This is a genomic window from Paracidovorax anthurii, from assembly GCF_003269065.1.
GTDB classification, from domain to species: Bacteria; Pseudomonadota; Gammaproteobacteria; order Burkholderiales; family Burkholderiaceae_C; genus Paracidovorax; species Paracidovorax anthurii.
The window spans coordinates 71,252-85,328 of record NZ_QLTA01000006.1; the positions used below are offsets into that span (position 1 = coordinate 71,252).

The 14,077-nt window shown below is 64.3% G+C and carries 10 protein-coding genes; all 10 read left to right on the forward strand.

Annotated features, from left to right (window positions below):
- The first annotated feature begins 9 nt into the window (after positions 1–9).
- The 10 genes from tagH (at position 10) to tssC (ending at position 13,946) form a co-directional block, all read left to right on the forward strand.
- Complete coding sequence (gene tagH, locus AX018_RS04860) at positions 10–2,205, forward strand: type VI secretion system-associated FHA domain protein TagH (protein WP_111876178.1); 2,196 nt, start codon at positions 10–12, stop codon at positions 2,203–2,205.
- Positions 2,202–2,990, forward strand: coding sequence for a PP2C family protein-serine/threonine phosphatase (locus AX018_RS04865; protein ID WP_111876179.1), 789 nt, complete (start codon positions 2,202–2,204; stop codon positions 2,988–2,990). The genes tagH and AX018_RS04865 overlap by 4 nt, the downstream gene beginning before the upstream one ends.
- Before the next feature lie 47 nt (positions 2,991–3,037).
- The gene (gene tssJ, locus AX018_RS04870) at positions 3,038–3,601 is read left to right on the forward strand and encodes a type VI secretion system lipoprotein TssJ (RefSeq protein ID WP_111876180.1); all 564 of its coding nucleotides are present in this window, start codon (positions 3,038–3,040) and stop codon (positions 3,599–3,601) included.
- A 23-nt stretch (positions 3,602–3,624) separates the two neighbouring features.
- Positions 3,625–4,959 (forward strand): type VI secretion system baseplate subunit TssK, encoded by a 1,335-nt coding sequence (gene tssK, locus AX018_RS04875; protein ID WP_111876181.1) that lies wholly within the window; start codon positions 3,625–3,627, stop codon positions 4,957–4,959.
- Between the two features lie 14 nt (positions 4,960–4,973).
- Positions 4,974–6,338, forward strand: coding sequence for a DotU family type VI secretion system protein (locus AX018_RS04880; RefSeq protein ID WP_111876182.1), 1,365 nt, complete (start codon positions 4,974–4,976; stop codon positions 6,336–6,338).
- Between the two features lie 3 nt (positions 6,339–6,341).
- A complete protein-coding gene (tssM, locus tag AX018_RS04885) occupies positions 6,342–9,968 on the forward strand; it encodes a type VI secretion system membrane subunit TssM (RefSeq protein ID WP_111876183.1) in 3,627 nt (1,208 codons plus the stop codon).
- Positions 9,968–10,654 carry a type VI secretion system-associated protein TagF gene (gene tagF, locus AX018_RS04890; RefSeq protein WP_111876184.1) on the forward strand — a complete coding sequence of 229 codons (687 nt, stop codon included), beginning with the start codon at positions 9,968–9,970 and terminating at the stop codon, positions 10,652–10,654. The genes tssM and tagF overlap by 1 nt, the downstream gene beginning before the upstream one ends.
- Before the next feature lie 48 nt (positions 10,655–10,702).
- Positions 10,703–11,731 carry a type VI secretion system protein TssA gene (gene tssA, locus AX018_RS04895; protein WP_111876185.1) on the forward strand — a complete coding sequence of 343 codons (1,029 nt, stop codon included), beginning with the start codon at positions 10,703–10,705 and terminating at the stop codon, positions 11,729–11,731.
- A gap of 153 nt (positions 11,732–11,884) precedes the next feature.
- Entirely contained in the window at positions 11,885–12,433 is a 549-nt protein-coding gene (tssB, locus tag AX018_RS04900) for a type VI secretion system contractile sheath small subunit (protein WP_111876186.1), read from the forward strand.
- A 13-nt stretch (positions 12,434–12,446) separates the two neighbouring features.
- Positions 12,447–13,946, forward strand: a complete 1,500-nt coding sequence (gene tssC / locus AX018_RS04905; RefSeq protein ID WP_111876187.1) for a type VI secretion system contractile sheath large subunit — start codon at positions 12,447–12,449, stop codon at positions 13,944–13,946.
- Positions 13,947–14,077: the final 131 nt, after the last annotated feature.

A 14,077-nucleotide genomic window follows, 5' to 3' on the forward strand; every position in this document is an offset into this window, starting at 1 on the left:
GCACCCGACATGGATAAAGTCGAACTCCGGGTGACCCGCCAGGCGGGTGGTCACGTTGATCGTCTCTGGACGGCGGTGTTCGGTGTTGCGGGCGGAACCATTGGCCGTGGTGGCCAGAACAAGCTCGTCTTGCCTGACGGCGACGCGGGTGTCGCACGCGTGCATGCCATGGTGCGCATCGAGTCCGAGGCCGCCTATATCGCCAATCTGTGCGAGCGCCGGTCGATCTTCGTGGCCGGTGGTGAAGTGCGCTCTGGCGAGGAGGTTCGTCTTTCGGTAGGTGATGAGGTGCAGGTCGGCCCGTACACCCTGCGCTCCGTGATCCCTGGATCTCCCTATGTGGCGGAAGTGAGTGCACCGGCTCCTGCTGAACCCGCTCAGCCCCCGGCGCCGGAGGCCGTGGTTGCGGAAGAGGCCTTTGTGCCGCCTCCTTCCGTTCCGGCGCCAAGCCACGTGGCGGTCCTTGCCATGGCGGATGAACCGGAAAATCCTTTCGCGATGCTGGGTCGAGTGCCTGCAGCCGATGCGGGGACGCCAGCAACGCAGCTGCCCCGCGAGACGGGTCTTTCCGGGCCTGTCCCCGAGGTGCCATCCGAGACGGGACCCGCACATGCCGGGGCGTTTCCGTCGCCCATGCCGGGTGAGGGTGCTGCCGTGGCCAGGGGGAATATGCCTTCGCCACCACCGCCTGTTCCGGAAAAGCCCGTGACCTCCAGGCCCTTGGTGATTCCGGACGACTTCGATCTCTTTGCGGTCGACACGCGCCGCGTTGAGGAAAAGAAGGACGTCTGGGCGGGGGGGCTGCAGTCCAAGAGTCTTTCGGAAGTGGCGAATCTGCGCCACGACGATCTGCTGCAATCGTTGCCCACAGGGAGCACGAAGTTCACCGAGGATATGGACAACCCGGCGCATACGGGTCTGCCCAAGGGGCTCGACCCAAGGCCTGAACTGGATCCGTTGCGGCTTTTCGACGGGTCTTCGGCGCCTTCGTTGTTGCCATCCGGTTCTGAGCATGCGTCCATCGCCTTGGGGTCGGATCTATCGCAATCGTTCAGTTTGCCCAAGGGCTTGAGCGAGGGGGCGGGGCAGCGTCCCGGCACGGAGACCCGGACAGGTCCGGCGCTGCCTGTGGGCGCCACGCCCGCTCCCGGCGATGAGGCCGCACCGCGCAACATGCAGACGTTGACCGTGGGGGGCGCTGCGGCGTCTGTGACGCCATCCCCGGTTGCTCCGCCCGTGGCGGCGCCGAACGTGCCTTTGACGGGGCTGCAGCGGGTGGACGGTCTGGATCTTGGCTCGTTCGGCGCATCATCCCTGTCCGGCGGTGATCTGGACTGGTCCCGGCCGGAAGCAAGCGCTTCTTCCTCGGGGCAGGTCGAGGTACCTGCCCTGGCTCACCCGGTGATCCGGGGGGATGTCGGCATCCTGGGGGCCGAGCCGCAATCCACGTTGCCTGAGGGGTATTCGGCATCGAAGCCGGAGGATATTCCGCAGGCACCGATGCCTCGGCAAGCGGTTGATCAGAAGTCGATTCTTGCGGAGCAAAGCTCCGCCTCTCCTCTCGCTCCTGTGCTTCCAGACCTGGAGTCCGCGTCTCCTGCCGAATTGCAGTCGCTGATCACGGCCTTCCTGGAAGGGGCGGGGGTTCTTCCGAAGAAGGTCGAGCCCCAGAAGCTTAGCCCCGAGTTCATGCGCTCATTCGGTGAAGCGTTTCAGGTCGCGGTGCAGGGAACGATCGATCTGCTGGCTGCGCGGTCGGAAATCAAGCGGGAGTTCCGCGCGGGCGTGACCATCATCGCCTCGGGCGCCAACAACCCGTTGAAGTTCTTGCCGACCCCCGAGGGCGTCATCATGCAGATGATCGGGCAGAGCTTTCCCGGCTTCATGAAGCCGATTCCTGCCATGCAGGAGGCCTATGAGGACCTGCGGGTGCACCAGGTTGCCTTGATGGCTGGGCTGCGTGCCGCCTATGCGGAAGCATTGGCACGGTTCGACCCCGCGGAGCTGGAGGGGCGGACGGATGTGACGGGAGGGGTGTTCGGCAAATTGTCGGCCACCAGCCGCAAGGCCGCGCTCTGGGACGAGTACAAAAAGAATTTCGCAGAGATTCGCCGTGGGGCCGAGGACGATCTGGCGGCTTTTTCCGGACAAGCGTTTCTGGAAGCCTATGAGAACGCCGAAGCGGCAGCAAAGGCCAGAACGTGATTTTTCACATCGCAGGTGAGGAATACAACTTCCGGCTCATGGCCGCCTCCATGTCGGAAAAGGGGGGGCGGGAAGTCAATGAGGACTTTCTCGGCGTGGTGGATGTTGGGGCCCGCGGGCTGTGCTGCGTGCTGGCCGATGGCGCGGGAGGGCATGGGCACGGCGGGCTTGCCGCGCGCATGACCGTGAACGCGGTCCTGGATGGTTTCAGCCACAACCCCCTTTTCGCGCCGGCGGGCCTGGCATCGCTCATCTCGCTGGCGGAGCATGCGGTGGCGGGAGCGCAGCCGCTGTCGGTTTCCCGCAAGCACATGAGTGCAACGGTCGTGCTGCTGTGCATCGACCGGAAGACGGGGCGTGCCCTGTGGGCGCATTGGGGTGATTCCCGGCTTTACTGGTTCAGGGGACAGGCGGTCCACCAGATCACGGAAGACCACAGCGTCGTGCAGCAGCTTCTGCATGCCGGTGTCTACCGGAACGAAGATCCCCGGCGCCTTCCCAACAGAAGCGTTCTGGCCGGAGCCATTGGCGCAGAGTCCCAGATTCCGCCCACGGTGCTGTCGAAGGCGGTGGATCTGGCGGCCGGGGATGCCTTTCTCCTGTGTTCGGACGGCCTGTGGGAGGGACTTCACGAAGAACAGATGGAGAGTGCCTTGCGCCACAGCCAGACGCCTCAGGAGTGGCTGGAGCACATGGAGGCTGCGGTTCGGGCCCAGGGAAAGTCGTACCAGGACAACTTCAGCGCACTGGCTGTGTGGGTCGCCGCCAATGAGGATGCGGCCTGAGCGAGGCCTGCAGCATCGCCTATTTATCGGATCAAGGGAGTCGAAACATGCACCGTATTGTCATGACGCGGCGGGGATGGGGAGGTCGGGGTGTGGCTGCGGCGGCCGTCGTGGCTACCGCGCTCAGTGGCTGCGGGGTGATCAGCAACCTGAATCGCCCCCAGGAGACGCCGACTGCGGTGCCCTCGGCCCTGTTCGAGATCGTGGCGGACCGTGACATCAACCCGGATATCCATGGCGCGCCGAAGCCGATCATGATCCGGGTCTATGAGTTGCGTGCCGCGGCTGCATTCGATCGTGCCAGCTACCTCGATCTGCAGGACAAGGACGAAACCCAATTGGGTGCCGACTTCGTTCGCCGGGAGGAGATCCTGCTGCAACCCGGGGAGCGCCGCACGATCGAGCGCAAGGGGAGTGCCGATGTCAGGACGTTTGCCGTCTTTGCCGGCTATCGGGATCTTGAGCGCAGTACATGGCGTGCCACCATCGGTGCCCCCAATTCTGTGGAGATGCGCAGGCGATGGTGGGGGCTTGGCGAGACGGAGCGCCTGAAGCCTGTCCAGTACCGCATCACGGTGGGCAAGGACACCGTCAAGATTCAGTCCCTATAAGAACGAAATCCAGAAGTCTCACCATGGTTTGGCAGCGCAAGGTCGTTTGGGCGGAGGGCATGTTTCTCCGCCCGCAGCATTTTCAGCAACAGGATCGTTTTACCGATTTCCTGGTGCAGTCCCGCGCGTTGCCCGCGCAGTTTTTCTTCTGGGGATTTTCCAAGCTGGTCCTGGATACCGAGTTGCTGGCGCTCGGCAAGGTCGGTCTGCTGTCCGCGGAAGGCGTATTGCCCGATGGCACTCCCTTCAGCTTTCCTCACCACGATGAGCTTCCTGCCGCGTTGGCCATCGGCAAGGACGTGAAAGACACGGTCATCCATCTCGCTTTGCCGATGCGGCGCAGGGCCGGGGCTGAGGTGACGCTGGGCACGGCGGGTGCAGGCCCTGTGCGTTACGCGGCGCAGGTGGCGGAGGTGGCCGACGTGAACGACGTGGGTGCACAGCCCGCCGAAGTGCAGGTGGGGCAGATCCAGCTGGCGCTGCGGCCCGCCCCTGATGTGACGGATGGCTGGGTCAGCTTGCCCCTGGTGCAGGTGGTGGAGCGCCGCGCGGATGGTTCGCTGCTGCTGGACCCGTCGTTCATTCCCACGGTCGTCAACAACTCCGAAATCTCGGGGCTGGCCGTCTTTTGCCGTGAACTGTTCGGCCTGCTGCGCCAACGGGGGGCTGCGCTGGAAGAGCGTCTCAGCCAGCCAGGGCGTGGCGGCGTGGGCGAGGTCGGCGACTTCCTGATGCTGCAGTTCCTGAACCGGTGGGAGCCAGCGGTCGAGCACTGGGTGCGGGTGCGTGCCATTCATCCCGAGCGACTGTTCGACGATCTGCTGAAAATGTCGGGAGAGTTGGCAACGTTCACGCGCGAGCAGCGCCGCCCGGCGGCGATGCCCAGCTATGACCATGACGACCTGCGCAGCTGCTTCCTGCCGCTGATGCTGGAGTTGCGCCGCGGTTTGTCTTCCGTGCTCGAGCAGAACGCCATCCAGATCGAGCTCCAGGAGCGCCAGTACGGCGTGCATGTGGCGCTGATCCCCAGCACGGAGTTGCTGACGAGTTGTGTCTTCGTTCTGGCCGTGCATGCCCAGACCGCCGTGGAGTTCCTGCGCGCGCATTTCCCGACGCAGATCAAGCTGGGCCCCGTGGAGCGCATCCGCGATCTCGTGAACCTGCACTTGCCCGGTGTGCCCTTGCGTTCCTTGCCGGTGGCGCCGCGCGAGATCCCCTACCACGCAGGATATTCATACTTCGAACTGGACACAGGGCATGACCTGTGGCGCCAGTTGCAGAACTCCGGTGGCCTGGCGCTGCATGTCTCTGGCGGATTCCCTGAGCTGCAGCTCGAGATGTGGGCCATTCGGCGCTGAGAACGGAGAATCCGATGCAAAACTCCGTCAACGTCTTTGCTGCAGAAAATCAAGGGCAGCGGGCTGCGCAGAATGCGCCATCGAATGCGGCCGGCATGCCCGGCGCTGCGGGCTCCGTGCCGGATGGTCTCTCCAAGGTGTCCGGGCTTCCGGATGTCGTGAGTGGCGGGAATCCGCTCGTTGCGGCCGCCAACACCTTGCTGAATCTGATCCCCCAGATTCGGAGGATGGCCACCAACCCCGATCCGTCCGCGTTTCAGCACTACCTCCTGGAGTGCATCCGCCAGTTCGAAAGCCGGGCAGGGGCCTCGGGGGTCCCGATGGAGACGATCATCGGTGCGCGCTATTGCATCTGCACGGCGATCGATGAGGCCGCCGCGCAGACCCCCTGGGGCGGCTCGGGCGTATGGCCCCAATACAGCCTGCTCGTGGCATTGCACAACGAGACCTGGGGCGGCGAGAAGTTCTTCCAACTGCTATCCAAGCTGGTGCAGACGCCTCAGCAGCACATCGACCTGATCGAGTTGATGTATTTCTGTCTGATGCTCGGGTTCGAGGGGCGCTACCACGTCATCGACAACGGCCGCAGCCAGCTCGAAAGCCTGAAGTCCCGCCTGCTGCAAGTGATCGAAAGCACCCGGGGGGATCGCAGTGGCGCCATGTCCATCCGCTGGAAGGGCGTCCAGCGGGCCGCGGTGCCCCCGTGGAGCCTGGTTCCTTTCTGGGTGGCAGCGGTCGTCACGCTGCTGATCGCGTTCCTCATTTTCCTGTGGTTCAACTATCGCCTGGCCTCGCGTTCCGATGAGTTGTTTGCCGCGATCAATGGCATCCGGCTGCCGAAGATGCCGACCGCGGTGGTCGCCGCGCCCAAGCCGCGCTTGAGGCAATTCCTGGAGCCGGAGATTCGCGAAGGGCTGGTGGAGGTGAACGACCAGGCCGACCGCAGCGTCGTCACATTGCGGGGAGATGGTTTGTTCGACCCCGCCTCCACCGAGGTGAAGCCGCGCTATGTCGCCGTGATCCAGCGGATCGCCACGGCCCTCAACGAGGTGTCCGGCAAGGTCGTCGTCAACGGCTACAGCGACAACACGCCCATCCGGACGGCACGCTTTCCTTCCAACTGGCACCTTTCGCAGGAGCGCGCGCTGGCCGTGGCCTCCATGCTCCAGCGCACGATCACGGACGGACAGCGCCTGCGTGCCGAGGGGCGTGCGGAGAGCGATCCGATCGCACCCAACACCACGCCGGAAGGGCGGGCCCTGAACCGGCGGGTGGAAATCATCCTGCTGGTTCCTCCCCAGGCGCGCGACGCCGAATTGCAGCTCACTCCCGGCCCGGCGCCTGGCGGGGCAGCGGTGAACAGCAACACCAAGAACTAGAACATGCTGCGCAAGATTTTCTCTTTCTTCTTCAACCGGTTCACGCTGGTTCTGTGCGGCCTGGTATTGCTCAGCCTGCTGATCTGGTTCGTCGGTCCGCTGGTCTATATCAAGCCCTATCAGCCGCTCGAAAGCGAGGCTGTCCGGGCCTGGATCATCGTCGCGCTTTTCGCGATCTGGTTCATCAAGCTGTTCATCCAGTGGTGGCGTGCCAAGCAGATGAATGCCCGCCTGCTGGGGCAGCTCGCCCGTTTCGGTGCTTCGGATGCTGCCGCGCCGGATGCCGGTCCCGGCAAGGAAGAAGTGGCCGAGCTGGAAAAGCGCTTCAAGGAGGCCATCGACGTCCTCGGTAAGACGCGATTCGGGCAAACCGAGCAGGGCTGGCTGGGCCGGCTCACGCGGCGGTATGTGTACCAGTTGCCCTGGTATCTCATCATCGGCTCGCCAGGGTCCGGAAAAACCACGGCATTGGTGAACTCGGGGCTGGAATTTCCGCTGGCCGCCCAGTTCGGCAAGGCGTCGATACGCGGCGTTGGCGGCACGCGCAATTGCGACTGGTGGTTCACCGACCAGGCCGTGCTGTTGGACACGGCAGGGCGCTACACCACGCAGGAGAGCGATGCGGCGCAGGATGGCGCTGCATGGTCGGGATTCCTGGATTTGCTGCGGCGGTTCAGAGGGCGCCAGCCGATCAACGGTGTCCTCGTCACGCTCAGCGTGCAGGAGTTGCTGAGTGGCAGCGATGCGGAGCGCGAGCGGCTGGCCCGACTGATCGGATTGCGCCTTGCGGAGCTGTGCGAGGGGTTGGCCATCAAGTTTCCGGTGTATGTGCTCGTCACGAAGACGGACTTGCTCGCGGGCTTCAATGAATTCTTCGGCAACATGACGCGCGAGGAGCGCGCCCAGGTCTGGGGCTTCACCGATTCCTACGTGGAGGGGGCGGTCCAGGACGATCCGGGATTGCTGTTCCGGAAAGAGTTCGACGCGCTCACGGAGCAATTCAATCGGTTGTTGCCGCAGCGACTGCTGGTGGAGCCGGATCTGGCCCGGCGTGGCCTGATCTATGGGCTGCCTCAGCAGTTCGTGGGGCTGCGCGACGTGGTCCAGCAGACGCTTTCGACGATCTTTGCGTCGTCGCGTTTCAAGGAGAAGCCGCTCTTCCGGGGCGTGTATTTCACCAGCGGCACGCAGGAGGGCATGCCCTTCGATCGCGTTCTGTCCGCGCTGTCTCGCCGATTCTCGGTGTCGTCGCCTGCTGCGTCCGCGTCCGAGCCCCGATCCGGCAAGAGCTATTTCATCGAGACGCTGCTCAAGGGCGTCATCTTCAACGAGGCAGGGCTCACGGGCCGCAATGCCAAGAAAGAGCGGCAACTGCGGTTGCTGCAGATCGCAGGCTTCCTGGGGCTGGCATTGGGGTTGGCGGGGGCCACGATCGCCTGGATGGTCAGCCATGACAACAACCTGAAGTACCTCGCTGAAGTGCAGTCGAAGGTGCCGGCGCTCAAGCAGGCCGTGGAGGAATCGCGCGACGCAGACCCGGAGAACATGGTGGCGCTGCTGCCATTGCTCAACCATGCGGAGGCGCTGGCCGTGAGCCAACGCTATACCGACGACTCTCCGCCGCTGAGCTGGCGCTACGGCCTTCTGCAGGTACCCAAGGTCCAGGCGGCGACCGACGCCACGTACATGCGACTGCTGGAAGATGCCTGGCTGCCTCGCCTGGCCCGGCATTTGCGAACCTCGCTGCAGCAGGCCTCGAGCGCGAATCCGGAGGCGAGCTACGAAGCGCTCAAGGTGTACCTGATGCTCTATGAGCCCGAGCGTTTCAATCCCCGCGTCGTGAAGGCCTGGATGTTGAATGAGTGGGAATCCACCTTGCCGCCCGCCCTGGTCCAGTCGGGCGTGGTGGACCAGCTGGCGCACCATCTTGACCGGCTCATGGAGGACCGGGCCCTGGTTTCGCCGATCCCGATGGATCAGCAACTGGTCTCTGAGGTCCGCCAGCGCCTTGCCCAACTATCTCCTGCGCAGAGGGCTTACAGCCGGCTCAAGCAGTTGTTGACCACGGGAACCTCGCTGCCACCGGATTTCACCGTGGTGCGTGCCAGTGGTCCCGAAGCGCCGCAGGTGTTTTCGCGGCGCAGCGGCCGGCCCCTCACCCAGGGGATTTCGGGGCTTTTCACCTATGACGGGTATTACGGCGTTTTCTCGCATGAATTGCCGAAGGTCACGTCGCTGCTCGCCCAGGAGGAGACGTGGGTGTTGGGCAAGACGGAAGGCCAGCGCAGCGTCGCCAACGAGGTGATGACCGGGCAGCTCGCGCAGGAGGTGAGGCGCCTGTACCTCATGGAATACGCCAAGGTCTGGGAAGACTTCCTGGCGGATGTGCGTCCCGTGCGCATCGGTTCGCTGGACCAGGCCGGCGAACAGGCCCGCCTGTATTCCTCGGCCAATTCGAGTCTCGAGCAGTTCATCCGCGCCGTGGCGAAGGAAACCACCCTGGCGCAGAAACCGGGATCGGGGGGCGGCACGAGCAGTTGGCTGGGAGAAAAGATCAACCGGATCAAGGAAGAGCAGGAGCAGCTCAGCCGCCTGACCGGAAAGCGGGTGAACGTCGCGGGGCTGGCGGCCAGCACCACGCTGGAGGCGGACCTCGTCGATTTCCGCTTTCGGGAGTACCGTCGTCTGGCCACTTCCAACGGGTCGGGGCCGGCACCCGTCACCGCCAGCCTGCAGGTGTTGAACGAGGCCGCTGCCGTCATTTCTTCTGCGAGGCAGCAGGTCAGCGCGGGTGGCGCTGTGCCGCCATCGCTGGCGCCTGCGCTCGAGCGGGTGCGCATGGAGGCCAAGCGGGTGCCTCCGCCGCTCAACTCCATGTATGAGGAGTTGGCCTCATCCACATCTGCGCTGGTCGGGCGCGATGTGCGCGCGACGGTGGGCGGCAATCTCAATGCCACGATCGGCGCTTTCTGTCGCCGAGCGGTCGTGGGCCGCTATCCCTTCACCAAGGGTTCCGCCAGCGATGTGACGACCGATGATTTCGCCAGCCTGTTTGCTTCCGGCGGAATGATGGATGAATTCTTCCGGACCAATCTGCAATCCATGGTCGATATCTCGACCACGCCCTGGAGGTTCAGGCAGGGGGTGGATGGCACGCCCGTCGGGGGGTCCGCGGCATTGGCTTCGTTCCAGCGCGCGGCGACCATCCGTGACGTGTATTTCCGGGCGGGGGGCAAGGTGCCTTCGATGCGCCTCGACATCAAGCCCCTGGAAATGGATGCTTCCATTTCACAGATGGTGCTCGATATCGATGGCGAGGTGCTGCGCTATCAGCATGGACCGCAGATTCCCAAGTCGATGACCTGGCCCGGTACGCGGGGCACGGGGCAGGTGCGCCTGCAGATCACCGTGGCCGGCGCGGAGAACACGGGGCTCGTCACGGAAGGGCCTTGGGCCTTGCATCGGTTTTTCGACCGGGCACAGGTGCTGCCCGGCAATGCCCCCGAGCGCTTCGTCGCGGCGTTTGACATCGGCGGGCGCAAGATGCGCTTCGAGGTTACCTCCGGTAGCGTATTCAATCCGTTCCGTCTGAAAGCCATGGAGGAGTTCGAGTGTCCTGGCAATCTTTGATGCCATCGTTTCGGGAGCGACCCCGGATCGCGTGGTTTGGCAAGCTTCCGGGGCAGGGGGATTTCGTCGGGCGGCGCATGCCGCGGGCCATGAGCGACCAATGGGACGAGTGGCTGAGCCACGGACTCGGGCATCTCAAGTCCACGGCGCAAGGCGATTGGGAGCGGACATTCACCCAGGCGCCTCTCTGGTCTTTCGTGGCGTGCGAGGGCAAGGCGACGGCTTCCTCCTGCGGCATCCTGGCACCGAGCATCGATCGTGTCGGGCGCTGCTATCCCTTGACCGTGCTGGCGGTCGCGGAAGGACCGCAGCAGGTGCTGGAGGCCGATGGTGTGCTGAGCCGATTCTTCTCGGAGGCCGGCAATGCGGTGATCGATGCCCGGCGGCTTGCATTGCCGGCGGATGCCTTGGACGATCGCCTCTCCCGTCTGCCGTGGCCTTTCGCGCCAGCCCCCGCCAAGGGGCAGGGCGGCACGATGGCCAACATCCTGGCGGATCTGGGCATGGGAGCGGCCCATGGCGATGGGGCCGCATCGTTTGCCCGGGGCCGAGAGATCCTGCGGGCGGGGCAGCCCGCGAGTGTGTGGTGGCCCACCCAGGGGGGAGAGGGGCGAAGTTGCGAGCACTGGGGGGCCCCGAACGAGAGCCTCTTCGTGCGGCTTTTTGGCGGGGCATCGCATGCGTGAGCCATGCATCGTGCCCTGCCCGCATGGCGGCATGGACCGACAAAGATCATGATGGATATCGAAGCGCTTCTTGAACCCACTGCGGATACTCCACCCTGCGGCCAGGATCTGACCTATGACGCCGAGTTCCTCGCGCTCGAGAATGCCGCCAGCGGCAAGCCGGAGCAGCAGTTCGGCGAGACGGTCATACCGGCGGAGCCGCCGGATTGGCGGGACGTGGAGCGGCGCGCCGCCGCATTGCTGGTGCGTACCAAGGACGTTCGCGTCGTGGCGCTGCTCTGCCGAGCCCTGACCAACATCCAGGGGGTGCGCGGCATGTCCAAGGGGGTACAGCTGATGGCCGGCATGTTCGCCCGCCATTGGGACGAACTGCACCCGCTACCGGAGGATGGCGACCACTTCATGCGCATGAATGCGGTGGCGTCCCTCAACGAGATCACTGGCCAGTTGAGGGACCTGCGGCAGCAGGATTTTGTCCGCCTGCCGGCCGGCACCATCACCGTGCGCGACGCAGAGGCGGTGGCACGCGGCATGACCAGCGAGGGGGGCACCAAGGTTTCGCTGGATCAACTGCGCATCGCTCTGGCCCAGGCCTGGCAGCAGGGCGATGAATCGCTCCGGGCCTGGACCGCGGCCTGCGAGGCCGTGCGCAGCCTGCAGGCGATTCTTCGGGAGAAGCTCGGACCCAGCCAGTTGCCCGACATGGATCAGTTCCAGTCATTGCTCGTGGCCTTGAACGACCTGGTTCCGCACAGCGCCATGGCCGTGGGGCACGTGGCCGTCCCGGTGGAGGAGGGCCATGGAGTGGCAGAGGCCGGCGTGCCGCAGATGCCGGATGGTGGCGCAGGCGTGGTGGTGGTCCGGGCTGCCGGACTGCGGACGCGGGACGATGCGATGGCCCAGCTTCTCGAAGTGGCGGCCTTCCTGGAACGCACGGAGCCCACCAATCCCGCGCCTCTGCTGATCCGGCGCGCAGCCAGGCTGATGGGGCTGAATTTTCTCGACATCCTGCGCGAACTGTCGCCGGACAGTGTCCATCAGGTCGAGACCATCACGGGCGCGCAGCAGTCTTCGTGATTTGGAAAACGAAATGTAACAGCGGTGTTTTGATGCTGGCGGATACTTGTTCCGCAGACTGGGGAGGCGGTGGGAGTCTCGTATGCGCGGGATGCGATGCGGCAGATGTCGACCGATCTCTGTTTTTAGCTTTATGAGAGAGAAGAGTTCAATATGGTGACCTTAAGCAAGACCGGCAAAAGCGGTCAGAAGTTCATTGCCCGCAATCGTGCACCCCGCGTGCAGATCGAATACGACGTGGAAATCTATGGGTCCGAAAAGAAGGTCCAGATACCGTTCGTCATGGGGGTGATGGCGGATCTTTCCGGCAAGCCCGTCGATCCCTTGCCCGAGATCGCCGATCGCAAGTTCCTCGACATCGACATCGACAACTTCGATGCGCGGATGAAGTCGATCAAGCCGCGTGTTTCGTTCAACGTGCCCAACACCCTCACGGGCGACGGCCGGCTGCACATCGACCTGACCTTCGAAAGCATGGACGATTTTTCCCCTGCCGCGATCGCGCGGAAGGTGGGGGCCCTCAACTCCATGCTGGAAGCCCGTACCCAGTTGCACAACCTGCTGTCGTACATGGATGGCAAGCAGGGTGCGGAGGAACTGATCAGCAAGGTGCTGAAGGATCCCTCGCTGCTGAAGTCGCTGGCGTCCATGCCCAACAGGCTCGCCGACAGCACCGCAGAGAAAACCAACGACGCTCAGTGAAAAGGACCGCGCCATGAACACGACCACATCCCTGGACGCGGCACAAGGCACGCAGGTGCTGGAAGGCAACGAATTCACCGCGTTGCTGCAAAAGGAATTCAAGCCCAAGACGGATCAGGCCCGCGAGGCGGTGGAAGCCGCCGTGCAGACGCTGGCCCAGCAGGCCCTGGCGGCCTCGGCCACGCTGTCGGACGATGCCTACCAAACGGTCCAGGCCATCATCGCGGAGATCGACCGCAAGCTGTCCGAGCAGATCAACCTGATCATCCACCACAGCGAGTTCCAGCAACTGGAAGGCGCGTGGCGTGGCCTGCATCACCTCGTGCACAACACCGAGGTGGATGAGATGCTCAAGATCCGCGTGATGAACATCTCCAAGAAGGAGCTGCACCGGAACATGCGCCGCTACAAGGGCGTGGGCTGGGACCAGAGCCCCATCTTCAAGAAAGTCTACGAAGAGGAATACGGCCAGTTCGGCGGCGAGCCGTTCGGCTGCCTGGTGGGCGATTACCACTTCGATCACAGCCCGCCAGACGTGGAGCTGCTGGGCGAGATGGCCAAGGTTTCCGCGGCCGCGCACTGCCCGTTCATCGCCGGCGCCTCTCCCGCGATGATGCAGATGGACTCCTGGCAGGAGCTGGCCAACCCACGCGATCTGACCAAGATCTTCACCAATACCGAGTACGCGGCCTGGCGCAGCCTGCGCGATTCCGACGACTCCAAGTACATCGGCCTGGCGATGCCCAGGTTCCTGGCCCGCCTGCCCTATGGCGCCAAGACCAATCCGGTGGATGAATTCGATTTCGAAGAGGAAACCGAGAGCGGCGACCACAGCAAGTACTGCTGGGCCAATTCGGCCTATGCGATGGCCGTGAACATCAACCGTTCCTTCAAGTATTACGGCTGGTGCACGTCCATCCGCGGGGTGGAGTCGGGTGGCGCGGTGGACAATCTTCCCGCCCACACGTTCCCCACGGATGACGGCGGCGTGGACATGAAGTGCCCGACCGAGATCGCCATCAGCGACCGGCGCGAGGCCGAACTGGCCAAGAACGGGTTCATGCCGCTGGTCCACCGCAAGAACTCCGACGTTGCCGCGTTCATCGGCGCGCAGTCGCTGCACAAGCCTGCGGAGTACTACGACTCCGATGCCACCGCCAATGCCAACCTGTCGGCGCGCCTGCCCTACATGTTCGCGTGCTGCCGCTTCGCGCACTACCTCAAGTGCATCGTGCGCGACAAGATCGGATCGTTCAAGGAGCGTTCCGACATGCAGCTCTGGCTGAACGACTGGATCATGAACTACGTGGATGGCGATCCCGCCAACTCCTCGCAGGAAACCAAGGCTCGCAAGCCCCTGGCGGCGGCCGAGGTGCAGGTGGAAGAGGTGGAGGGCAACCCGGGCTACTACACCTCCAAGTTCTTCCTGCGGCCGCACTACCAGCTCGAAGGCCTGACCGTGTCGCTGCGACTGGTGTCGAAGCTGCCGTCCGTGAAGCAGGCCGGAAACTGATCGGCCTGGCGCGGGCGGAGTCATCCGCCGCGCCGATGGAGAGGCGGGCGGCGTGGCAGGGCGCCTGCCCCGTGGCTCGCTCTCCGAGCACGCAGCGGCGCATCGCCGCTGCGTGCGCACCATAACGATTC